Source organism: Oceanobacillus sp. E9, from assembly GCF_001741975.1.
GTDB lineage: Bacteria > Bacillota > Bacilli > Bacillales > Amphibacillaceae > Oceanobacillus > Oceanobacillus kimchii.
The window spans coordinates 566712-589092 of record NZ_LSNA01000005.1; the positions used below are offsets into that span (position 1 = coordinate 566712).

General features: G+C 33.4%; 27 protein-coding genes and 1 other RNA gene. 21 read left to right on the forward strand and 7 right to left on the reverse strand.

Annotated elements, in window-relative coordinates; genetic code table 11:
• Positions 1–31 precede the first annotated feature (31 nt).
• From AQ616_RS06530 to AQ616_RS06570, 9 genes are all read left to right on the forward strand, one after another.
• Complete coding sequence (locus AQ616_RS06530; RefSeq protein WP_017796872.1) at positions 32–979, forward strand: DUF2515 domain-containing protein; 948 nt, start codon at positions 32–34, stop codon at positions 977–979.
• A 430-nt stretch (positions 980–1409) separates the two neighbouring features.
• Complete coding sequence (locus AQ616_RS06535) at positions 1410–1622, forward strand: hypothetical protein (protein ID WP_240490472.1); 213 nt, start codon at positions 1410–1412, stop codon at positions 1620–1622.
• Positions 1623–1678: 56 nt separating this feature from the next.
• On the forward strand, positions 1679–2032 hold the full coding sequence (locus AQ616_RS06540; RefSeq protein WP_017796869.1) for a YppE family protein: 354 nt from the start codon (positions 1679–1681) through the stop codon (positions 2030–2032).
• A 65-nt stretch (positions 2033–2097) separates the two neighbouring features.
• Positions 2098–2502, forward strand: a complete 405-nt coding sequence (locus AQ616_RS06545; RefSeq protein WP_017796868.1) for a cytidine deaminase — start codon at positions 2098–2100, stop codon at positions 2500–2502.
• 178 nt (positions 2503–2680) lie between these two features.
• The gene (gene gpsB, locus AQ616_RS06550) at positions 2681–3001 is read left to right on the forward strand and encodes a cell division regulator GpsB (RefSeq protein ID WP_017796867.1); all 321 of its coding nucleotides are present in this window, start codon (positions 2681–2683) and stop codon (positions 2999–3001) included.
• Between the two features lie 62 nt (positions 3002–3063).
• Positions 3064–3448, forward strand: an RNA gene (rnpB, locus tag AQ616_RS06555) — RNase P RNA component class B.
• Between the two features lie 152 nt (positions 3449–3600).
• A complete protein-coding gene (locus AQ616_RS06560) occupies positions 3601–4728 on the forward strand; it encodes a THUMP domain-containing class I SAM-dependent RNA methyltransferase (protein ID WP_069685315.1) in 1128 nt (375 codons plus the stop codon).
• Between the two features lie 161 nt (positions 4729–4889).
• Complete coding sequence (locus tag AQ616_RS06565; RefSeq protein WP_069685316.1) at positions 4890–5981, forward strand: type III polyketide synthase; 1092 nt, start codon at positions 4890–4892, stop codon at positions 5979–5981.
• The gene (locus AQ616_RS06570) at positions 5978–6490 is read left to right on the forward strand and encodes an isoprenylcysteine carboxyl methyltransferase family protein (RefSeq protein WP_017796864.1); all 513 of its coding nucleotides are present in this window, start codon (positions 5978–5980) and stop codon (positions 6488–6490) included. Before AQ616_RS06565 ends, AQ616_RS06570 begins: the two co-directional genes overlap by 4 nt.
• A gap of 393 nt (positions 6491–6883) precedes the next feature.
• Here the strand turns inward: AQ616_RS06570 and AQ616_RS06575 are convergent, their stop codons facing one another.
• From AQ616_RS06575 to AQ616_RS06585, 4 genes are all read right to left on the reverse strand, one after another.
• Entirely contained in the window at positions 6884–8572 is a 1689-nt protein-coding gene (locus AQ616_RS06575) for a b(o/a)3-type cytochrome-c oxidase subunit 1 (protein WP_017796863.1), read from the reverse strand.
• Complete coding sequence (locus AQ616_RS06580) at positions 8572–9075, reverse strand: cytochrome c oxidase subunit II (RefSeq protein WP_017796862.1); 504 nt, start codon at positions 9073–9075, stop codon at positions 8572–8574. The genes AQ616_RS06575 and AQ616_RS06580 overlap by 1 nt, the downstream gene beginning before the upstream one ends.
• Positions 9076–9093: 18 nt before the next feature.
• A complete protein-coding gene (locus tag AQ616_RS19170; RefSeq protein WP_017796861.1) occupies positions 9094–9228 on the reverse strand; it encodes a cytochrome c oxidase subunit 2A in 135 nt (44 codons plus the stop codon).
• A 276-nt stretch (positions 9229–9504) separates the two neighbouring features.
• Complete coding sequence (locus AQ616_RS06585) at positions 9505–9705, reverse strand: cold-shock protein (RefSeq protein WP_011066143.1); 201 nt, start codon at positions 9703–9705, stop codon at positions 9505–9507.
• 294 nt (positions 9706–9999) lie between these two features.
• On the opposite strand from AQ616_RS06585, the gene AQ616_RS06590 reads away from it, so the two are divergent.
• Positions 10000–10602, forward strand: coding sequence for an HD domain-containing protein (locus tag AQ616_RS06590; RefSeq protein ID WP_017796860.1), 603 nt, complete (start codon positions 10000–10002; stop codon positions 10600–10602).
• Positions 10603–10612: 10 nt separating this feature from the next.
• Here the strand turns inward: AQ616_RS06590 and AQ616_RS06595 are convergent, their stop codons facing one another.
• Complete coding sequence (locus tag AQ616_RS06595) at positions 10613–11647, reverse strand: C40 family peptidase (protein WP_069685317.1); 1035 nt, start codon at positions 11645–11647, stop codon at positions 10613–10615.
• A 164-nt stretch (positions 11648–11811) separates the two neighbouring features.
• On the opposite strand from AQ616_RS06595, the gene AQ616_RS06600 reads away from it, so the two are divergent.
• The 9 genes from AQ616_RS06600 (at position 11812) to AQ616_RS06640 (ending at position 17432) form a co-directional block, all read left to right on the forward strand.
• A complete protein-coding gene (locus AQ616_RS06600) occupies positions 11812–12765 on the forward strand; it encodes a thymidylate synthase (protein WP_017796858.1) in 954 nt (317 codons plus the stop codon).
• 53 nt (positions 12766–12818) lie between these two features.
• Positions 12819–13310 carry a dihydrofolate reductase gene (locus AQ616_RS06605; protein ID WP_017796857.1) on the forward strand — a complete coding sequence of 164 codons (492 nt, stop codon included), beginning with the start codon at positions 12819–12821 and terminating at the stop codon, positions 13308–13310.
• A gap of 160 nt (positions 13311–13470) precedes the next feature.
• Positions 13471–13641, forward strand: a complete 171-nt coding sequence (locus AQ616_RS06610; protein WP_017796856.1) for a twin-arginine translocase TatA/TatE family subunit — start codon at positions 13471–13473, stop codon at positions 13639–13641.
• Positions 13642–13705: 64 nt separating this feature from the next.
• Positions 13706–14476 (forward strand): twin-arginine translocase subunit TatC, encoded by a 771-nt coding sequence (tatC, locus tag AQ616_RS06615; RefSeq protein WP_017796855.1) that lies wholly within the window; start codon positions 13706–13708, stop codon positions 14474–14476.
• A gap of 22 nt (positions 14477–14498) precedes the next feature.
• Entirely contained in the window at positions 14499–14726 is a 228-nt protein-coding gene (locus tag AQ616_RS06620) for a YozE family protein (RefSeq protein ID WP_017796854.1), read from the forward strand.
• Positions 14727–14944: 218 nt separating this feature from the next.
• The gene (vrrA, locus tag AQ616_RS06625; RefSeq protein ID WP_069685318.1) at positions 14945–15466 is read left to right on the forward strand and encodes a VrrA/YqfQ family protein; all 522 of its coding nucleotides are present in this window, start codon (positions 14945–14947) and stop codon (positions 15464–15466) included.
• Positions 15467–15545: 79 nt separating this feature from the next.
• The gene (msrA, locus tag AQ616_RS06630) at positions 15546–16505 is read left to right on the forward strand and encodes a peptide-methionine (S)-S-oxide reductase MsrA (protein ID WP_069685319.1); all 960 of its coding nucleotides are present in this window, start codon (positions 15546–15548) and stop codon (positions 16503–16505) included.
• Positions 16506–16544: 39 nt separating this feature from the next.
• The gene (locus AQ616_RS06635) at positions 16545–16748 is read left to right on the forward strand and encodes a DUF6501 family protein (RefSeq protein ID WP_017796851.1); all 204 of its coding nucleotides are present in this window, start codon (positions 16545–16547) and stop codon (positions 16746–16748) included.
• 132 nt (positions 16749–16880) lie between these two features.
• Positions 16881–17432: a histidine phosphatase family protein gene (locus AQ616_RS06640; RefSeq protein ID WP_017796850.1), complete on the forward strand. Its 552-nt coding sequence runs from the start codon at positions 16881–16883 to the stop codon at positions 17430–17432.
• On the opposite strand, the gene AQ616_RS06645 is transcribed toward AQ616_RS06640, so the two are convergent.
• Positions 17423–18613, reverse strand: a complete 1191-nt coding sequence (locus AQ616_RS06645; protein ID WP_069685320.1) for a M14 family metallopeptidase — start codon at positions 18611–18613, stop codon at positions 17423–17425. The genes AQ616_RS06640 and AQ616_RS06645 overlap by 10 nt on opposite strands.
• Positions 18614–18746: 133 nt before the next feature.
• On the opposite strand from AQ616_RS06645, the gene AQ616_RS06650 reads away from it, so the two are divergent.
• Together AQ616_RS06650 and AQ616_RS06655 are read left to right on the forward strand one after the other, a co-directional pair.
• On the forward strand, positions 18747–18986 hold the full coding sequence (locus tag AQ616_RS06650) for a 4Fe-4S dicluster domain-containing protein (protein ID WP_017796848.1): 240 nt from the start codon (positions 18747–18749) through the stop codon (positions 18984–18986).
• A 107-nt stretch (positions 18987–19093) separates the two neighbouring features.
• Positions 19094–20623: an FAD-dependent oxidoreductase gene (locus AQ616_RS06655; RefSeq protein ID WP_069685321.1), complete on the forward strand. Its 1530-nt coding sequence runs from the start codon at positions 19094–19096 to the stop codon at positions 20621–20623.
• A 585-nt stretch (positions 20624–21208) separates the two neighbouring features.
• On the opposite strand, the gene AQ616_RS06660 is transcribed toward AQ616_RS06655, so the two are convergent.
• Complete coding sequence (locus tag AQ616_RS06660) at positions 21209–22276, reverse strand: saccharopine dehydrogenase NADP-binding domain-containing protein (RefSeq protein WP_017796846.1); 1068 nt, start codon at positions 22274–22276, stop codon at positions 21209–21211.
• Between the last annotated feature and the right edge of the window lie 105 nt (positions 22277–22381).

A 22381-nucleotide genomic window follows, 5' to 3' on the forward strand; every position in this document is an offset into this window, starting at 1 on the left:
CATAACTCTTTTAGAAAGTATGTGGTAATTGATGAGCAAACTACAACATTCTTTCCTCATCCATTATATAACAAATTCAACAGCAGCACATAATCTAGACAACATTTCTAGAACGAAAGCTTATCAGTCCTACTACGAAAAACACCCAGAAATACTATGGACTCTAATCGCTACTGTTGTATCTCGAAATGCAGGATATAATATGACCGATCTAACTTTATCAACATATAAGAAAATGCTAGGTAAAGAGGAAAGAGAGTATTTATTTCAAACTTATGAACGTGCAAATTGGACAATATTCTCTGATGCATATCCTCAATTACTAGTATATGAATTATCGAAAGAGTTTCAAACGCCTTTATTTCCTTTATTAGTACATTTTCAAGTTTCAAGGTTTATGATTAGAGAGTGGCATTATTTTTGGAAAACAAACGATAAAGAAAGATTAATGCTCGCTCTTATTATTAATGAACAGAATGTTATCGAACATCCATTAATAACAAAATCAAAATATAAGAAAGAAGTTTTTCATCGCCTGCCTTATCACATAATCAATGTTTTATGGATGAACGCCGTATTGATTCCTGCGATGCACCAACCATCTTATGGGGTATTCATTCATCATTTTACCTCCTTAAATCGGCGAATTAAAACAGGTAGACAAATTGCGACGATTTTAAGTGATCCAATAATTTACAGAAATACTTTAGACTTTATTAGAACGATTGAACCAACCGGATCTCGATTTGAATATGAAAGGTTTCGCAAAAGAAAATTTACAAGTGAAGTTAGTTTACCATATCGACAGCTTTATCCAATTGTTCAGCATCAAGATAGTATTCGAAAAGACTGGTCAAAAAGGAAGGGTGTACACAAAAAATGGTTAACTCCTTTACCAGATTCCCAATATTCACCTATTGAAAACCAGTTTAACTTTAAACGGAAATTATTATACCTCTATGGAAAACTTCATATATAAGAAATTAGTGCGTAATAAAAATAGGTCATCACCATGAAGTAATTAAAAGCATGCTTAAGAAATATACGCTGCTTATCATTGGGCGACAAGTCATTCACGTATATTTCTTAAGCTTATACAACTAATATGCGGTTTTTAAGCAATACTTCTCATCTTTTTAATTAAGTAGACGGACGATTCGGTCCATCTAATTTTTTATCACCAGTTTGTGGTGCTTTTTTTAAATGTTTGTCGGTTTTTTGTTCTTTTTTAGATTTACGCAATGAAAGACACCTCCTTTTATATTAGTTTGTCTAATCTTGGTCATTTGATGAGTTTAATCACTAGTTTTGTATCAATACTTCTAGTTTTGTCGATAGAGAAGGGAGAAGAGCCAAGAATAAAGAATTAATATTTATAATAAAGGAGAGGTGTTGAGATAATGCATGCTATGAAGAAAATAAATTCCATGTCCAATAGAGGATACAGTAAACAGGAAACCGAGGCAAAGATGAACGAACTTCAAGCACAATTATCGTATATGCATCACAAATTAAAAGTCCAGGTGGATAGGGAAGTATGGTTACAATTTCAATCTGAAATCACTCAAATTGAACATACAAAAGCATTTATTGAAAACATTTGTAGCAACGATAAGGGATGAGATTATTCTTCATTCATGATAGAGTATGATTAGATAACAAGGTAAGGGGATATATCATGAATGTAAAAGAAATAACCATACAATTAAAAAAAGATCTGGAAAAACTAAAATATAAATATCAGACTTCTGAACCCCCGGAAGACAGAAAAGATAGAGATTACTTCCAAATGGTAAAGGAGGAGACCACTCCAGTTTATCAATTAATTGCTCAATGGGAAGAGAAAGCTCTTATATTGGTAAAGGAAAGAAAAGCGAATGTTCATCCCAACCAAGTTGTTTCGACAAGAGAAAATATGGAACTTCTTTTAATGCATAGTTACTATATGGATACAAGAAAGAAGCGCTATATGGAGTTATATCGTTCGATATTATATGTGTTTGACCTATTATTAGACGATTTGGAACAGTAAAAGACCTTTACAGTTTTCTCAAAATAATCTATAATAACGAACACTACTAATAAAGGATGAAGTGGATGAACAAGAATCAATTATTAGACGCTGCTCTGGAGGCGATGGATAGTGCGTATGTACCGTATTCGGCTTTTCCAGTGGGAGCAGCATTGTTAACAAAATCAGGCAAGCTTTATACAGGTTGTAATATTGAAAATGCAGCATATCCTGTTACATGTTGTGCAGAACGAGTGGCTATATTTAAAGCGATTTCTGAAGGAGAGACGCAATTTGAAGAAATGGCTGTAGCGGCCAATACAAATAGGCCTGTTCCTCCTTGTGGTTCTTGTCGACAAGTAATGAGTGAATTTTTTACTTCGTCAATGAAGATCCATTTAACGAATTTAAATAAAGAAGTAAAAACGTTGACAACAGATGAATTATTACCTTTTTCTTTTCAACCAGATGATTTAGAGAATAATCAATAGGGATTCCTCTGTTATTCCTATGGAGAATTTTTAATTTTAAGAAGGAGACTGGCAAACAGTTTCTTTTTTTGTGTTATAATAATAAGTAAAAGTTCTAATTCAGTAGATATTCAGTAAATATAATGACAAGGAAAGCTATCAATTAAAAATTGTTTGTAATGATTTAAGAGGTGATTATATGAGTGTTAATCGTATTCAATTAAGTGGAAAAGATATTTTAGAAAAGGACTTCAAAACCGGTATCAGAGGATATTCACAAGAAGAAGTAGACGAATTTTTAGATATCATCATTCAAGATTATGATAATTTCAAACAAGAGATTGACCGATTAAAAGCAGAAAACGAAAAACTGAAACAGAATACACCTGCTGTAGAGCAATCTCGTACAAGATCGCAACAACCACCAACTTCCCAAGTCAATTATGATGTGTTAAAGCGTCTTTCTAATTTGGAAAAAGCTGTGTTTGGCAAGCGTTATACGGAGCAGGAAGAATCCTAAATGGAAATAATTTTATATTGATTTATTGAAAGAGCCATGATAAGATATTACAAGTCAATTAATTGCTCATGTAATCGCTGCATCATTTTGGATGTAGAGGAAAGTCCATGCTCACACGAGCTGCGATGCTCGTAGTGTTCGTGCTTGACGAAGTCATAAGTCAAGGTAGCTATAATGCTAACGGCAGATATGATACCCTAAGTTATCTATTGATAATATGGATTCATTCTTGAAAGTGCCACAGTGACGTAGCTAGATTGGAAACATTCTAGGTGGAACGCGGTAAACCCCACGAGTGAGCAACCCAAATTAATGGTAGGGGCATCCTTTAGTAGGGAAATAGAACCGAAAAAGGGACAGATTATCGTCTGTAGATAGATGATTACAACCGGCGTACAAGGTTGACCACCGATTGTAGTACAATGGTACAGAACATGGCTTATCGAGCATTTAATGGTCACGTAATATATATAATAAAACTACCCTTGTATGAAAGTTGTTTGTACAAGGGTTTTTTATATGAATTTAGGTTATCTTGGTTGCTCAAATGAAAATATGTTACACTTATACTACTTTTGAACGGAAAGGAATTATCCCGTATGAAACAAGTTAGATTATTGGCAACAACTGCAATGGGTTTAGAATCAATTGTTGCAGATGAAGTTAGAAATTTAGGTTATGATGTGCAAGTTGAGAATGGAAAAGTGCTCTTTGACGCTCCTATTCAAGCGATTCCTCGTTGTAATTTATGGCTCCGTTCAGCTGATCGGGTGAAAATAATTGTAGGAGAATTTGAAGCCTATTCTTTTGATGAACTGTTTGAAAATACAAAAGCGTTACCTTGGGAAAATTATATTTCAGAAGATGGACAAGTTCCTGTTTCTGGGAAATCAGTAAAATCAAAACTATATAGCGTTCCAGATTGTCAAGCTATAGTAAAAAAAGCAATTGTGGAGCGTTTAAAACGTAAGTATGGTCTCATAAATAAATTAACGGAGACCGGAGCCTTATTTAAGACTGAAGTATCCATTCTGAAAGATAAAGTAACACTAACAATAGATACATCCGGAACTGGTTTACATAAAAGAGGTTATCGAGTAGGACAAGGGGAAGCTCCATTAAAAGAAACATTGGCTGCTGCTCTTGTTCAACTAACCAATTGGAAGCCAGAATTTCCGTTAATTGATCCATTTTGTGGATCAGGTACATTATTAATAGAAGCTGCTTTAATTGGACAGAATATCGCACCAGGTTTTAATCGTGAATTTGCTGCTGAAGATTGGGGATGGATTCGTCAAAGACATTGGGATCAAGCCTTTCAGGAAGCAGAAGATTATGCTAAGTATGATCAACCTTTAAATATTGTTGGAAGTGATATCGACCATCGTATGATTGAAACATCTAAAGCTAATGCATTAGAAGCTGGACTAGGAGAATTAATTACTTGGAAACAAATGCAAGTGAAGGATATGTCCATAAAAAAGCCAAATGGTTACATTATTACAAATCCTCCATATGGACAACGGCTTAGTGACAAAGCAGAAGTAGAGAAAATGTATCGTGATCTCGGGGAAATAATGAATCAACAACCTTCTTGGAGTGTATACACCATTACAGCATTTGATAAATTTGAACAAGCATATGGAAAAAAAGCAACAAAAAAAAGAAAACTATTTAATGGTTTTATTCAAACCAACTATTACCAATACTTTGGAAGAAAAGAATAAATAACCGAAACCTCCTGCATAGTAGTTGTCCTTCTTAGTAGAATTTTTAATTCTTCCTTTTGAGGCATGACCTTAAGGAGGTTTTTCTTAGGTCTAGTATGAATCATTTTGTAATGGGAATACTGTTTGAAGAAAAATTCCTATGAAACAAGGTGAATATAATGACATACATAAGTTCCGTTGGAATAGGCGTACCACCACACAGCATTCCTCAACAGGATGTGAAACATATTGTTAAGCAACTATTTTCATATTCTGAAAAACAAATTGAACGACTACTTCCTGTGTTTGATCATGCAGCTGTAGAGGAAAGGCAGTTTGTTGTGGACTCATCTTGGTTTTTTGATGATCATAGCTTTGAAGAAAGAAATCATATTTATCAAACAGAATCGATAAAGCATTGTTTAGATGCAATAGATACATGCTTATCAGATACTGATTTTTTACATCAACCGATTCCTTATGAAGCGGTTGATATGATTGTTTTTGTTTCCAGTACAGGAATTGCGACGCCTTCATTAGATGTAAGTTGTATTAATGAGCGTCCATTTAGAGAGAACATACAGCGTATGCCTTTATGGGGATTAGGTTGCGCAGGTGGAGCGATAGGATTAAGTAATGCAATGGATTGGTCAAAAGCTCATCCAGATAAGATTGCCTTAATCGTTTGCTGTGAGTTATGCAGCCTGACATTTCAAAAACAAGATAGTAAAAAAAGCAATATGGTTGGTACCGCATTGTTTGGTGATGGAGCAAGTGCATTGCTTCTCATGGGAGAAAATTCACAATACTGTAATCATTTAAAAGGGACAAAATTACAATTACATGAACAGAGTTCCTTATTAAAGAAACACAGTGAAGATATTATGGGGTGGAATGTAAGAGATACAGGTTTTGAAGTCATATTTAAAAAAAGCATCCCAGCATTAGTACATTCTTTTTGGAAGAAACATATCGCTGAATTTCTCCAAACTATTCAATATACAAGTGAAGATATACAATCCTTTATTGCTCATCCTGGTGGAAGAAAGGTAATGGAGGCAATGGAAGAAGTAGTTCCATGCACTTCGGAGAAACTACATTATTCCTATGAGGTATTAAAAAAGCATGGAAATATGTCATCTGTTACTGTATTTTATGTCATTCGTGAATGGATGAAGAAAGGAATAGAAGAAGGGGAGCGGAGTATAATAAGTGCATTAGGCCCCGGATTTAGTTCTGAATTATTATTTGCGGAGTGGAAAAACGTATGAAAATCTTCTTAAGTATATTGTTTTTATTTATTATTCTGCAACGACTTATTGAACTAATAATTGCAAAAAGAAATGAACAATGGATGCTAGCAAAGGGTGGAGTTGAAATAGAGCCGCAGCAGCATAAGTGGTTTATCATGGTTCATGGGTTGTTTTTTATAAGTATCATAACAGAATTAAGTTTAAATAACGCATCAATTCCAGCACTTTTCCCATTATGGTTTGGTTTATTTATAACTACGCAATTTATTCGAGTATGGAGTATTACCTCCTTAGGAAAGTACTGGAATACCAAAATTATTATTTTACCAGGTAGTACATTGGTGAAGCGTGGTCCTTATAAATATATTAAACATCCAAACTATCTAATTGTTGGGATTGAATTATTTGTTATCCCTATGATGTTTGGGGCATATTGGACAGCGATTATATTTCCATTCTTCCATCTCATTTTAATGAGTATGCGAATTCCAGCTGAAGAAAAAGCACTTACAAGTTTAAACGATTAACCTATTAAATAAAAAACTGTGACTATCATAAGTTAAGGTGAATTGCTAAGGGAATATACTTTGCAGATCGTATATTCCCTTAGCGATTTATCCTACTGTAATTGAATCAGTTTCATAATTGCTAAGTTTTTTTAAAACGTATGTTAGTAATAGTATTGTTATTAACATTTGGATTGTAGGATATTCTTGGCTTTGATTGTAATGGAAGACAGCGTCTGCTGCAGGAAGAGCACGGGCTGAAAATCCACTAGGAAAAGGGGGACTTCTTTTCCTAGTTAGTTGAAGATGTGCCTGCGGAAAGCGCCGTCTGCAATGGAAATCAAACAATACAACATTCGGATTTTATACCAAATATATAAATATTGAAATTGATTCAATTACTTTTTCTGTAAATTAATTACCGATTATAGCATCAAATGGTGGTGAACCAGGTGGTGAGTTTTGAATAATATCAATTACAGGTATGGTATAAGCGAATAGAATTAATGCTATAGTTATACCTATCCATAATTTCCAATTCTCCATCCATTTTGGTGTAATTGGTGCATAATCCTCTATTTCAGCTATCGGAAATTCTTCTTTTCCTTCTGGTGCAATAAATGCAAGATGAATAAAAATATATACCATAAGAAGGATTCCAATAAAAAGTATAGTACCACCAACCGCTTGAGCCATTTGATATGCGCCCCATTCAACTGCTTGCTCGGATCCACCGTACTCTGAATAGGAAGATCTTCTCGGACCGCCTAATAAACCCTGGATATGCATAGCTCCAGACATAATCGTCATACCTATTGCCCAAACTACGGTTTGGTAAATGCCTAAACGATGAATTTTTCTTGTTAATTTCCTACCTGTTAAATGAGGAATTAACCAGTAAGCTATCCCAAAAAACGTAAGTAGAACAGTCGTAGCTACAGTTAAATGAAAGTGTCCTGTTACCCAAATCGTGTTATGGACTAATGTGTTCATTTGGTGGGAGGCATTAATAATTCCGCCAATTCCACCAGGGATAAATGCAAGCATACCTACAAATGGAGCAAAGAAGCGGACATCATGCCAAGGTAAATTTTTAAACCAACTAAATAAACCAAGATATCCTTTTTTTCTGCCAGTGATTTCAAATGTAGCGAACATCGAGAATGCTGTCATTAAACTAGGAATAATAACCATAAATGTTAATACAACTTGGATAAACTTCCATGTAGGGTCTATACCAGGTTCTGTTAATTGGTGATGAAAACCAACTGGGATTGAAAAGAATAAAAACAAAATAAAGGATAGCCTAGCTAAAGAATCACTAAATAGTTTACCTCCAATAATCTTCGGTATAATGGCATACCAAGCCATATAAGCGGGTAATAACCAGAAGTATACTAAAGGATGACCAAAGTACCAAAATAACGTTCTACTTAACAAGACATTAATGGTTTCTGCATAACCTAATGACCATGGAATAAATTGAACTAATACCGCGACAGCCACACCTAAAGATGCAATAACCCACATAATCATATTGATTGTAACCATAAAAGCAAGGAGAGGTGAATTTTGATTTGAGTTTTGTTTTTTCCATACAAATAGCTGCCTCCAATTTACGATTGCTGCAATCCAGGTCCCCACGACAACAAGAGCTAAACCAATATAGAAGAGGGGATGTGCTTTTAATGGTGCGTAAAATGTATAGAGCACATTTGCTTTACCTATGAGAATTGTAACAGCAGTCAAAGATGTACCAATAGTCATTACCCAAAAAGCTAGCCAAGCAGATTTACGCTGTTTTTCAGAAATGCCTACTGTTTTTCCCATTAAAGCAAACTGAAATCCAATAATAAAAAAGGTAGTTAATACTAAAGCAAGCACAACACCATGGAAAGTAAGAATTTGATAATAACCAATTCCAAATGGAAGTGTAAATTCACCTGTTCGTACTAATACTTGTAATAGCCCCATTAGGCCACCTAAAAATAGGGATATAATTGCTACATAAATAAATGATAAGTATAACTTAGAATCTTTTTTGGTAATCTTTATAGGATCAGTTGATATTTCTTCAAATGTTAGTAAGTTAGCAAGAGCCATTATTCATACACCTCCACAGTCGTAAACATCATATGATGTCCAACACCGCAATACTCATTACATAACAAGGTAAATTCTCCAACTTTATTCATTTGAACTTCCATGCTGCTAACGTAACCTGGTTCTACCATCATGTTTACATTCGTACCAGCAATATTAAATCCATGTATTACATCTGTAGTGACTACTTGAAATAAAACAGAAGCCCCTTTAGGAATCTTAATATGATTTACAGAATTTCCATCCTCATCTACTCCAAGGTCATAATTAAAAGCACTTGCAACAACATTAACAATATAATGATCGGTATCCACTTTGGTTAAACCAAGATTTTCTTTTTGAAAAGCTTCATTTGCTTCGATATTATTTGGATCAATCGTTAGTCCATGACTTTGTGGATGTGTACCCATATAAAAAGCTCCAAATCCTAATACAACTAAAAACATAATTAATGCACTAACTCCAAGAATTAACCACCATTTTTCTAACTTATGCAGGCGCACTTTTCTCATCCTTTCTTCTTATCTAGTCATAAAGATTGCAAACACAGATACCCAGCAAATAACGATCAGCCCACCTAAAATTAGAACGGAAGCAAATGTTCCTTTAAGGTTTGGCTCTGTTTCGTTGTTTTCTTTATGGAAAAGATTTTTCATCATCATCACCTCTTTTGAATCTATAGTTTTATCATACACAATACAAAGGTCCTATTCGTACACATCACAGACTATTCACACTTTGTTCAATAATGCACAAATAAGGCGAAGTATTGGTTTTACTAACTTTTTGGTTAAAAAAGTATATGAACGATTGATGAACAAACAGGGGATTTGATTGACAAAATGATGAGAAGAGAGAAGGGGATAAAAACTATAATTACCCACAAAAAAAGCGGAAGCTTAATTTTAAGCTTCCGCTATATATATAAGAAATTATTTTTTAACAACGTTTGCTGCTTGTGGACCACGTTCACCTTCAACAATTTCAAAGGAAACTTCTTGTCCTTCTTCTAAAGACTTAAAGCCTTCTTCTTGAATTGCTGAATAGTGTACGAATACATCATTACCTTCTTCAAGTTGGATAAATCCGTAACCTTTCTCAGCATTGAACCATTTTACTACTCCGTTTTCCATGTAAATTTCCTCCTAATACTTCCACGTAAAACGCGTGTTATTACAAAGTTGACCAACGAAATATTAAAAAAGGGCAGCTTCTATAGAAGTACGGATCATAAATCATCCACTTCTATAGAAGTTGCCCTAGGTAATTAATGATTCCGTACATCTTCTTTGCTTGTTACTAATATTAGCCTATTCAAACAAATCAGTCAAGGAAATGGGTTTAATTTTAGATGAATTAACTAAAATTTACAAATAGTAATACGAATGATAAAGTAATTTTATATTCTATTAATCTTGGAGGAAATAATGCATTCAAAAGATAATCAATTAGATAAAATTAGCGAATATGTAAAACAGAAATTTTCAAATGAGACTACTGGTCATGATTATTTTCATTTAGAACGAGTAGTGAAAAATGCGAATAAAATCGCTATAGAAGAGGATGCCAATCTATTTATAACCATGGCAGCTGCATGGCTTCATGATATAGCTGATCATAAATTAACCACTAATCCAAAAAAAGAATTAAATGAGCTTTTACAGTTCCTTAAACAATTAGGATTACAACATTCTCAAATTGAAGCTATAATGATGATTATCGATACTACTTCATATTCTAAAGGCGTTATACCAACTACTATAGAAGGAAAAATAGTTCAAGATGCTGATCGATTAGACGCACTCGGCGCAATTGGCATAGCTAGAGCATTTGCATATGGAGGTTCGAAGCAGCGTACTATTTATGAACCAACAAAATCAACTGGTTCTACCATTCACCATTTTTACGAGAAATTACTGTTATTACAAGATTCGATGCATACAAATACAGGTAGAATGATAGCAGCAGAGCGTCATCAATACATCGAAAACTTCCTAAATCAATTCTACAAAGAATGGGAAGGGGAGTAACCTTTTACCTTTAGATACGTTTTGCACCAATATACCTCTCTTCCCAGTATGGATTGGATAACTCGGTAATAACTACGCCACTAGATGAACCTGCATGAATAAATTTTCCATCGCCAATATAAATACCTGCATGAGATGGTCCTGAGTGTGTGGTTGAAAAAAATACGATATCACCAATTGAAGGACTGTCAACAGGAGAACTAAAATTCCATATCTCGCTAACCGTTCTAGGGATTACGATATCATTACTTTCATAGACATATTGAATGAAACCACTACAATCAAAACCTCCAGGCCCGTCACCACCATAAACATAAGGGGTCCCGACTAAAGATTTAGCAGCTTTAATAACAGGCTGTTTATTTCCACTTACTTCGAGTTGTTTCGAGTAGTAGGGATCCTGACTCTTCTCTTCGGCTGACTCATTATTATTTTCAGTATTGGATGATTCATCACTCTCAATTGTTTCTACATTTGAACTTTGGGAATCTTCTTCTATAGTTGATGACTCCAAAGCAAAATAGATTTCTTGAATCCTTTCCTCTTGTTGTGTACTTACTAATGATAAGTCATAATCTTTCTCTACGCTAACTAGAGCATCATGGGTTAAAGGGCCATAAATACCATCTATTTCACCTGAATAATAATCCAGAGTAACTAACGCCTTTTGGACTTCTTTTATTTCACCTGACTTCATTCCTGGTTGAATAGAGTTTATTTTATCTTCAATTATAGAAAGAGAATCTGCTTTTTTCATTTCTTCTAATTCAGTAATACTAAGTGCATCATTAAATCCTTCATCATCTATTTGATAAGCTATTTGATCTAGAGTAATACTATATTGTTCCGTGTTCCAATTTTCACCAAACCAAATATCTTCTTTTTTTATTAATGCATTCGATGTTTCAATATGATCACCGCTTTGTACGACTTGTTCAGATATTTCTGTATCGGCTGGTAATCCAGTCATCGCAACAAATGGTTGACTAGCAACATATGTATATACAATAGAATTTTTTATTATTTGTTCTAAAGTGGTATTCAAATTTGAGAACCTCCTTTGAAAAACCTAGCTTTACTCTAGTTTTATGTCCAAATCTAAGAGCTTATGTTTTACGTTTATGTAACAAAAGAGGACTAGTTTCTGTTATAATTAAATCATTTAAGAAGTAATAATCTATATTTCCAATATTGTTAGGAGAGATTACAATGCAAGGTGAACAAGCATACTTAAATTTGTGTAGACAAATATTTGAGACTGGAGAACAACGTGGAGATCGAACCAATACAGGGACACATTCTATATTCGGACATCAAATTCGATTTGATTTAAATAAGGGATTTCCTCTTCTAACGACGAAACGTGTTCCATTCCGTTTAGTTGCAAGTGAACTACTTTGGTTTATAAAAGGTGATACGAATATTCGTTATTTATTAAAACACAATAATAATATTTGGAATGAATGGGCTTTTGAAAAATGGATAAATAGTGCTGATTATCATGGTCCTGATATGACGAATTTTGGCTTACGCAGTCAAGAAGATGAGAATTTTAATAAACAATATCAAGAACAAATGGAGCTCTTTAAAACTCGTATTCTTGAAGATGAATCTTTTGCAAACAAATACGGAGACTTAGGATCTGTATACGGGAAACAATGGAGAAATTGGAAAACAACTCAGAACGATACAATAGATCAGTTAAAAGATGTGATTCATTCCATTAAAACGAATCCTAATTCAAGGAGACATATTGTTTCAGCATGGAATCCTGAAGATATTCCAACAATGGCACTACCTCCATGTCATACATTATTCCAATTTTATGTTTCAAATGGAAAGCTTTCTTGTCAGCTTTACCAAAGAAGTGCGGACGTATTTCTTGGGGTACCATTCAATATAGCTAGTTATGCTTTGCTCACTCACTTAATTGCACATGAGTGTGAATTAGAAGTAGGTGATTTCGTACATACTTTTGGAGATGCACATATATATTCTAACCATGTTGAACAAGTCAAAACGCAACTGGAAAGGGAAATCCGAGATTTCCCTCAACTAACAATCAATAAAGACAAAGAATCTATTTTTGAAATGGACTTAGATGATTTAGTGATTGAAAATTATAATCCTCATCCGAGTATTAAAGCACCGATTGCTGTATAGTAAAAAAATAGATACTAGTCAATGAATCTAAAATAGGAAGTTGAGGATATAATATGATTTCGTTATTACTTGCTATGGATCGCAATCATGTAATTGGAGTTAATAATCAATTGCCTTGGCATTTGCCAAAAGATTTACGTTTTTTTAAAGAAAAGACAACAGGTAATACTATAATTATGGGAAGAAAAACGTTCGAATCAATGGGTGGCGCATTACCAAACCGAAAAAATATTGTTTTAACCAAGCGAACGGACGTGCAGTATGAAAATGTGAAAATAATTCATCATATTGACAAAATAAAAAAATGGAACATGGAGAATCCGAAAGAAGAATATTTTATAATCGGTGGTGCAAACTTATTTAAACAAGTTATGGATATTGCAGATCGGATGTATATCACCTTGATTGATGATTCATTTACCGGAGATACATTTTTTCCTGAATTTAATAAGGAAGACTGGATAGTATCATCTAAAATTAAAGGTGAAAAAGATGAAAAAAATCCGTATGATTACTACTTCATTCAATATGATCGAAAAGTTTAATGAATAACTTGTTTAATTATTTCTAATCGTGCTATGATATGTATAAAGTTAAAGTAGAGAGATGTATTTAATGGATTATTCTGGGTAGTATCGATTTTAATACTGAAATATAATAACAATTGATGTTATTAAAATACCTACGACGGTGGAGTGATGCTTGATGTTTAGTAATATCGGCTTTCCAGGCTTAATTTTGATTTTAATTGTAGCATTAATTGTATTTGGGCCAAATAAGTTACCTGAAATCGGACGAGCTTTTGGAACAACACTAAAAGAATTTAAAAATGCTAGTCAAGATATTATGAATGACCACAATAAAAAGAAACAATGAAATGGAGGTGTAGGGGAAATACCCTTACATCTTCTTTTATGTCGTACATAAGGAGTGCTTGTACATGTCAACACCTGAAGATCAATATACCAATAGTACGGAAAGTACAGAAAAAGAAATGAATGTAGTAGGACATTTATCCGAATTGCGTAATCGATTAATTGTTACAGCCGTAATATTTATCATACTATTTATTATAGGTTTTCTAAATGTGAAAGATATTTACTGGTTTTTCGTTAATGATATAGATCTTGAATTAACAGCAATTAGTCCAACAGAAATTATCTGGGTTTATTTCTCAATGGCAGGTTTGGTTGCCATAGTCGGGACAATTCCTGTTCTAGCTTATCAAATATGGGCTTTTATAAGTCCAGCTTTAACTTCTCGTGAGAAAAAGATATCATTATCTTATATACCAGCATTATTCTTACTATTTATTATTGGACTTATATTTGGATATCTCATTTTCATTCATCTAATATTTCCATTCTTGCTATCACTAAACGAAGACATGTTTAATATCATGTTCACGGTTGATAGATATTTTACCTTTTTAATGAAAATTACTTTACCTTTTGCATTTCTATTTGAACTACCTTTAATAGCAATGTTTTTAACAAGTTTAGGAATATTAACACCACATTTCATGAGGAAAAACCGTAAGTATGCTTATTTTGTATTGATTGTTATTGGTGTATTAATTACACCTCCAGATTTTATTTTACAAATTGTTGTTGCAGTTCCACTTATGGTTATTTATGAAATTAGTATTTATTTATCTAAAATAGTTTATAAAAAGAAACAAGAAAAGCATGAAGCATTTATGAATGAATGATAATAGTAGAGGGGGAGCACAGATGGAACAAACATTCTATCAGTTTTTAATGACCTATCGAGGTAAGTTACAAAAGGATGTTAACTCAGAACTCGCAGAATGGGCGTTTCGAGATCATAATTTCCCTAAACACTCCAATAGCTATGATGAAATTAGTGATTATTTAGAATGGAATAGCCCATTTCCAAGTGCAATAGTAGCATTCGATTCTATATGGAATGAATACGAATGGAAAAAAGCAGCTCATTAAAGAGCTGCTTTTTTATATAAAGAACATCTATTAATAATTCAAACAAACGTTTGATTAATTTTTTACTTTTTCGACAAATAGTTTGCCTGCGCATGCTGAATTTTGTATATTATGCCATTTCATGCGGTTTCCCGGGAAATGTTTCTAAATCAAGCCTACACATTCTATAGTGTAATAGCGTAATCTATAGGTAGAACATCATGATAAGGGGGATAAGAATGGTTTTTCCACCATCCGAACGACAACAACAACCTTTTGAACCTATGCACCCTCAACAAAATAGAAATCCGTTTTTAAACAATAATCAAATGAGAGGTAAAACTAATTCTAGAGGATTTGCTGGTTTATTATCCTCTTTTGGAGGCGGCAAATCAGTAGGTGGATTAGGAACGGCATCTTCTGGTGGTTTACAAACTTTATCTAAAACCTTAGGAGGCGTCCAACAATTTTTAGGAATATTGCAATCTACAGCACCGTTAATTCAGGAATACGGTCCTATGGTTAAAAATCTTCCTAGTATGTATAAAATGATGAAAGCTTTTAAGGAGATCTCCAATGAGGAAGATGAGAATACCTCAAATAAATCATTTGAAAATACAGATTCTAATACAGAAGAGGATATAACTAAAAATATAAATTTAAATCATTCTTTAGATAAAGAGACTGACGCAAATACCAATCCACCAAAGTACGTTAAAGAAAAGAAATCAGGGATATCTACTCCAAAGTTATATATATAATGCTTTGCGCTTGATTTTTTTTATTAAAAAGGGAAAAATAGGGATAAACTGATTTATTAAATATGACTGGAGGAGTTACATGTCTAAACAAACAGAAATAGCTACATTTGCAGGAGGTTGCTTCTGGTGTATGGTAGAGCCATTTGATCAACGACCAGGTGTTATAGATATTCGTTCTGGTTATACAGGAGGACATGTAGAAAATCCAACCTATGAACAAGTGTGTTCGAATACAACAGGTCATGTTGAAGCGGTACAAATTACATTTGATCCTGAAATAATGTCTTATCAAGAATTGGTAGAAACTTTTTGGCAACAAATTGACCCTACTGATGCTGGTGGCCAATTTAATGACCGTGGAGAATCATACCAGTCAGCTATCTTTTATCATACGGAAGAACAAAAAAAGATAGCTGAGGATTCTAAAAAAGCATTAGATGAGAGTAATCGCTTTAAAATGCCAATAGTGACGCCGATTCTTCCAGCTAAACCATTTTATGAAGCGGAAGAAGATCACCAAGATTATTATAAAAAACGCAGCTTCCATTACAGGATGTATAAAAAAGGATCAGGAAGACAAGATTTTATTAAAAATAATTGGCAAAATACAATTAATAAAAGTGATTTAAAAGAAAAGCTAACTCCAATTCAGTATCATGTTACACAGGAGAATGGAACAGAACGTCCATTTGACAATGAATACTGGAACAATACTCAAGAAGGAATTTATGTCGATATTATAAAAGGTAATGTTTTATTTTCATCTAAGGATCAATATGATGCTGGGTGCGGTTGGCCAAGCTTTACAAAACCAGTTGACCCTTATCAAATAGAAGATAAGGTAGATAAAACACATGGAATGGTGCGTACAGAAATTCGAAGTAAACAATCAGATTCACACTTAGGACATGTTTTTGAAGATGGACCTCAAGATAAAGGCGGTCTAAGATATTGCATGAACTCTGCAGCGATGCGTTTTATTCCAAAAGAAAAGATGGAAGAAGAAGGTTATAGTAAATATTTGTATTTATTTGATTAACGATAATAATATTATGTAAACTAGAAAGGAAGAACCTTTATGATTCACTTAAATTGGGAGAACCGACCAACTATAAAACAAATTGAATGTGTGCATGCGAATGCAAAAAAATATATTGTAGAAAACAAATTAACTCCTGGCAAACGTTATGATGTAAAAAATGAAACGGAAGAGTTTTATTTTGTGATTGATAATAGCAATCGAATGGCAGGATTTCATAAAGAATATTTTAAAGAACTATAAAACAGGGGACATGCCCCTGTTTTTTTGTATCTATGTTCCAAAAAGTTGTTTTATTAAATAGTAAACTTTCTTAGTTTTTCATGGTATACTGATGAAGATACGTAACATTTAGAATAATGAGGTGACTTTGCTATGAAGAAAATATATTTCATTCGACACTGTTCTGCAGAAGGACAACATCCTGATGCTCCTTTAACATATACCGGTTTGCAACAAGCAAAAGAGTTATCATTATTTCTTCAAAATACGAATGAATCTTTCTGTGGCATATGGTCAAGCCCTTATTTACGGGCAATTGACACAATAAAACCTTTTTCTAACCAACTAAATATAGAGATAAATATTGATGATCGTTTAAAAGAACGAGTATTATGTGCTGAGCCAACAGAAGATTGGATGGACGCATTAAAACAGTCTTTTGAAGATCCTGAATTCTATTTACCAGGTGGTGAATCTGCATCTATGCTTTTACAAAGAGCAAACGCAGTTTTGACTCCTTTAATGAATAATCCTGGATTAGATACCATTATCATCGTTAGTCATGGCAATATATTGTCTCATTTATTTCAACAATACAATAATGATTTTGGTTTCGAAGATTGGAAAACGCTTGGAAACCCAGATGTATACGTTTTGGATATTAATTCTAGTAAAGATATGAAATTAACATCTATTTATAAATAAAGGTTTGCTATTAGTATACCTAAGGTTTGCTCATAGATTTCATCGAATTGACTGATTGGAAGCGGGTTAGTTCCCTGACCTAATTCTAATGTAAAGCCAGGACGCCTGTATTCCTGGATAAACCAATCTTTATAACCAGCATAACTATCTACATATTGGATCGGGATGTATCCACTCACTCTTTCGAATTCTGTTACAACTGTTAAAGATTCAGGCGGTTCTAATCCTTCAAAACCCCAGAAAATTACTTCTCCTTGGGTATGAAGTGTATTTACTCTACTAAAATCACGTTCTCCCGTTAGTTCTGTGATAGCTATAGCTTCTGGTTCTGTAAGTGGAGCATAGCCTGGAAAATCTCTAGGTTGTGGTGAACTTAGTTTTCTTTCTGCCTCAACACCCCATAGGGCAGGATATTGATTATTTAAATCTACTCCTCGTATATTTGCTTTCCAATCGGAAAAATCAGGGTTTTGGTTATTAACTTTTAACACAGTATCTCGAAACTCTTCTGCAGCATCTGCACCTAAGATTACCAGATCTACCCCGTCAGGATTCACCATCGGAACAATGGATAGTTGCGTTTGTTGATAGAATGGCAACATCGGTAACCCGCGAATTGTTTGACCGTTCGTTAAAGCAAGCACGTAATCATTTATGAACTTCATTAATACCGGGGTTGTAATCCATTCATTTGCATGGGATGAGCCATTCATGTGCACTTGTTTAGAGCCTGACCCAATCTGCAATTCAATAATATCTTTTCCTAATACGGAATTCCCTATATTTCTTAGTTGGATAAATGGATATACTTGTTGTAACATTGTTAAATCCTGTATAAATTTCTCATACGTATATTGATCGATATCATTTATAAGTAAGTCTTGTATTCTTACTGGTACCAATATAGTTTGATTAGGTTGAAGGTCTTGTGGGTTACTATTTGGATTCACAATTTCAATACTATCTATTGGTAATTGATAACGGTTTGCAATAGACCAATAACTGTCACCTGTCTGTACATTATATTCATTTAACATATACCCCGGAATTTCCAATGATTGTTCAATCGTTAAAGATAAAATATTTTTATCAGGATTTGAAGTCTCAATAAGAATTAACGGTACTTGAAATAATTGGCTATAATACCAGGCAGTGTCTCCAGGTCGAATAGTAATTTGCATATTTAACTCCTTTCATACGGCTTTTTATATGTTATGATGCGATTGGATAATGAATGATTCATTTATTTTTAAGACATAATGAGTTATAATAGGATAATATCTGACAACATCGGCAAGAAGGAGGAGAAATTCGTTGGCTTTTATTATTACGTCACCCTGTAAAACGGAAAAAGCAGGAGAGTGCGTTGAAGTATGTCCTGTTGATTGTATAGAAGAAGGCGAAGACATGTTCTACATTGATCCGGATATTTGTATTGATTGTGGTGCATGTGAAGCTGTATGCCCTGTAGAGGCAATTTATATGGAAGACGAAGTTCCAGAAGAAGAAAATGAATATATTTCGCTAAACCGTCTATTTTTTGAAAATCGATAAATAGTAAAAAAACACCTGATTTCCATGTGGAAACAGGTGTTTTTTTGAGTAAAGAATCATTAGAAGGGAATGATATTACATAAATTCTTGAGTAAGGAGACCGAATAATGAAAGAAAAACCATTGTCATCTGCAGAACCATTATGGAGAAAAAATGTTGACCTTCCTAAATTCGATAAGTTGCAGCAATCTGTGAAAACAGATGTTTGTATAGTCGGTGGAGGGATAACAGGGATCACTACTGCCTATTTACTAGCAAAAGAGGGAGTTAAAGTAATATTGGTTGACGCAGATAATATATTAAATGGAACAACTGGACATACGACAGCAAAAATCACAGAACAACATGGATTAATTTATGATGAACTAATTAAAAACCTTGGGGAAGAAGTTGCATTAAAATATTATCAAGCTGCTAAAGAATCGAATAATTTTATAAAAAACACGATACAACAACAAGGTATATCCTGCGGTTATGAAGAGCAAGATGCTTATTTGTATACGAATGATTATTATTATGTAGATAAAATTGAAAATGAATTCAAAGCATATAATGTACTGGATATTAAAGCAGAACTAGTCGATAACTTACCGATTCAAATCCCAATAAAAAAAGGATTATTAATGCCTGGTCAAGCTCAATTTCATCCATTAAAATATTTACATTTCTTACTTCATGATGCAATTAATAACGGATTAGAAGTTTATGAATATACCGTCGCTATGGAAGTAGAGAGAAATAAGCACACAACAGTAATTACAAAAGGAGACCATCGAATCACTTGTAATTATGTTGTTTCTGCAAGCCACTTTCCATTTCATGATAATGAAGGATTATATTTCACACGTATGTACGCAGAGCGCTCCTATGTAATTGCTGGGAAAACCGATTCGAAAGTAAAAGGAATGTATATTAATGTCGAATCTGCTACAAGATCTGTACGATCAGCAACCATTGATAACGAGGATTATATAATAATTGCTGGTGAAAATCATCGAGCTGGACAAGGAAAATCATCGATAGCTCATTACGAAGAGTTGCAATCGTTCGCAAAAACATATTTTGATGTAGATCATATTGCTTATCGATGGTCTGCACAAGATCTTACAACTTTAGATAAACTTCCTTATATCGGTCCAATTACAGATGGGGACCCAAGTATCCTTATAGCAACAGGTTATCGAAAATGGGGCATGACAAACGGAACATTAGCCGCAAATGTATTAGCAAGTTATATATTGAAGCATGAAAATAATCAATACCGTGAATTACTATCACCAAGTAGGTTCAAGGCTGATCCAATGATCAAGAAGCTATTTACCGTAAACGCGAATACAGCGAAGGAATTTATAAAAGGGAAATTCAGTTTTACAGGTGGTACAAAAGTTGACGATTTAAATCAGGATGAAGCTATGATTACACACAATAAAGGAATTAGAATTGGTGTATATAAAGATAAACAAGATAATATTTATAGCGTTGATACAACTTGTACACATTTAGGATGTGAAGTAAATTGGAATCAAGAAGATCGAACTTGGGATTGTCCGTGTCACGGTTCAAGATATAATTACACAGGAGAAGTGATTGAAGGTCCAGCAAAGCAACCATTAAAAAATATATCAATAGATGATTAATCAATTAAAAATTATATCTATTTGAAAATCGCTGTTAAATCCTGTTAAATTTTAATCTTGTCTCACTATCTAGAGTTAACTTTGATTATGAGACAAGATTTCATTGTTTTGCGTTTACTTCCTATAATAAATATTATGTAAACTAGAAAATATATATATACTTTTTTTGTTGCACAAAAAACTAACATTTAATTGCTTTACCCTTGTCATTCAAGTCTTTAAGCTGACGTCCATCTTCTTTAAAACCAATTCCATACTTGTTTGTATATTTTGCTCTTGCTGTACCGTATGTACGATTCTTATAGTAATTTTCATCAAATATTACTTTTTCTATTTTTTAACAAGCTCTCTTATCGTTCTGATCAATTGCCGTTTTAAAGATAAAATTATATGTCTCATTCTCAGATTCTTTTGCTTCCCTACTTGACCAACACCTATAATGTATATTCCTATACTTCTTAATAACTGACTTTCTTCTTAAGCAATCTTGCACATTTCAGCAGCACGTTTATTCAATTACCGCGTCCTATTCTTGAACACCCTAAGGGCTACTAGCTGGTATTGTTAGATACCACCTTAAAATCTCTATATATCCCTAATATTTAACTGTATTTTATCTGATTTAATTGTTCTTAATATGTTATCGAGGTTTGTTATCTGAAATGGAAAGCGTGCACCCGATAAATTATGCTTGAGTAAAATATTGCTAAGCGCAGCTGTTATCATAGCCGTAGTATAGTAGTCTGAAGGTGTAACTAACTGCAAAAGTTTTGAATGTTTAACGTTATTACTTTTCCCTTTAATTTCGACAGTTAAATAGGCATTTTCGCTTTTTCGAGGGTTATGTTTAACGAACTTACTCAAGGTATGTTTGTATTGAGCTTGAGTAATAAAATTTATGAAGCCAGTTTTATTGAAAAGTGATATGGCTTTATTAAATATCGGCTGATCCCATGCTGTCCAATATCTCAAATTATTTATTTTTAGATTTTCTTTCAAGTGCTTCTGTTCAGCATGATGAATTAACCTCACATTACTTTGCTTGTCTTTTTTATAAAACTGCATACGTTTTTTAAAAGAAAAACCTTTAATTATTTGATTGTTCAAATCTACAGGGCCGGATACGATAGACAACATATCAACGATGCCCGTAACACCTACCTTTGCATTTGTGCTCTGCAAAAATCCTAAATTTACTTCTTCCACTTCTTGAAAACCTCTTATCCCCTCTTTTATCATTAATCCTGATAACCCCGGCAAAAAACCTGACATTACTATTGATGCAACTTGATTATTTTCACACTTACTATTTAACATTAGAACCATATCAACGAACGGTTGATATGGAGTTACATCGATACACATAATTTGTTTTTCTATGCACTTTTCTTGTACCATTGGGTGTTTTTGTTCAATGGCTACAATAACTAAATCTAAATTTACTATCGTTTTATGTATTTCTTCTTCATTATTAATATCTAGTTTCTTAAAAAAAGTGTATTTGTGCTTCAAAGAAGAAGCAAATAACTCACCTCGGGTTTCTTTATAGTCTGTAACGATTAGTTCAAATGGTTTATCAAATATCCTTATAATTTCTTTACAAATTAGTTGACCTAACGAGCCAGAAGCACCTACAACCATAATCTTCACCATAAGCTTATACCTGCTTTCGAGAAAAATACTATTACTTTAGTTTATTATACTATATTGAACAATATTGTTAGTATTATTGTGACATTGCTCATTTCTTATTGTGTA

Coding starts and splice junctions, on each gene's coding strand:
- AQ616_RS06530 (WP_017796872.1), top strand. CDS start 32: ATGAGCAAACTACAACATTCTTTCCTCATCCATTATATAACAAATTCA.
- AQ616_RS06535 (WP_240490472.1), top strand. CDS start 1,410: ATGAAGAAAATAAATTCCATGTCCAATAGAGGATACAGTAAACAGGAA.
- AQ616_RS06540 (WP_017796869.1), top strand. CDS start 1,679: ATGAATGTAAAAGAAATAACCATACAATTAAAAAAAGATCTGGAAAAA.
- AQ616_RS06545 (WP_017796868.1), top strand. CDS start 2,098: ATGAACAAGAATCAATTATTAGACGCTGCTCTGGAGGCGATGGATAGT.
- gpsB (WP_017796867.1), top strand. CDS start 2,681: ATGAGTGTTAATCGTATTCAATTAAGTGGAAAAGATATTTTAGAAAAG.
- AQ616_RS06560 (WP_069685315.1), top strand. CDS start 3,601: ATGAAACAAGTTAGATTATTGGCAACAACTGCAATGGGTTTAGAATCA.
- AQ616_RS06565 (WP_069685316.1), top strand. CDS start 4,890: ATGACATACATAAGTTCCGTTGGAATAGGCGTACCACCACACAGCATT.
- AQ616_RS06570 (WP_017796864.1), top strand. CDS start 5,978: ATGAAAATCTTCTTAAGTATATTGTTTTTATTTATTATTCTGCAACGA.
- AQ616_RS06575 (WP_017796863.1), bottom strand. CDS start 8,572: ATGGCTCTTGCTAACTTACTAACATTTGAAGAAATATCAACTGATCCT.
- AQ616_RS19170 (WP_017796861.1), bottom strand. CDS start 9,228: ATGAAAAATCTTTTCCATAAAGAAAACAACGAAACAGAGCCAAACCTT.
- AQ616_RS06585 (WP_011066143.1), bottom strand. CDS start 9,705: ATGGAAAACGGAGTAGTAAAATGGTTCAATGCTGAGAAAGGTTACGGA.
- AQ616_RS06590 (WP_017796860.1), top strand. CDS start 10,000: ATGCATTCAAAAGATAATCAATTAGATAAAATTAGCGAATATGTAAAA.
- AQ616_RS06600 (WP_017796858.1), top strand. CDS start 11,812: ATGCAAGGTGAACAAGCATACTTAAATTTGTGTAGACAAATATTTGAG.
- AQ616_RS06605 (WP_017796857.1), top strand. CDS start 12,819: ATGATTTCGTTATTACTTGCTATGGATCGCAATCATGTAATTGGAGTT.
- AQ616_RS06610 (WP_017796856.1), top strand. CDS start 13,471: ATGTTTAGTAATATCGGCTTTCCAGGCTTAATTTTGATTTTAATTGTA.
- tatC (WP_017796855.1), top strand. CDS start 13,706: ATGTCAACACCTGAAGATCAATATACCAATAGTACGGAAAGTACAGAA.
- AQ616_RS06620 (WP_017796854.1), top strand. CDS start 14,499: ATGGAACAAACATTCTATCAGTTTTTAATGACCTATCGAGGTAAGTTA.
- vrrA (WP_069685318.1), top strand. CDS start 14,945: ATGGTTTTTCCACCATCCGAACGACAACAACAACCTTTTGAACCTATG.
- msrA (WP_069685319.1), top strand. CDS start 15,546: ATGTCTAAACAAACAGAAATAGCTACATTTGCAGGAGGTTGCTTCTGG.
- AQ616_RS06635 (WP_017796851.1), top strand. CDS start 16,545: ATGATTCACTTAAATTGGGAGAACCGACCAACTATAAAACAAATTGAA.
- AQ616_RS06640 (WP_017796850.1), top strand. CDS start 16,881: ATGAAGAAAATATATTTCATTCGACACTGTTCTGCAGAAGGACAACAT.
- AQ616_RS06645 (WP_069685320.1), bottom strand. CDS start 18,613: ATGCAAATTACTATTCGACCTGGAGACACTGCCTGGTATTATAGCCAA.
- AQ616_RS06655 (WP_069685321.1), top strand. CDS start 19,094: ATGAAAGAAAAACCATTGTCATCTGCAGAACCATTATGGAGAAAAAAT.
- AQ616_RS06660 (WP_017796846.1), bottom strand. CDS start 22,276: ATGGTGAAGATTATGGTTGTAGGTGCTTCTGGCTCGTTAGGTCAACTA.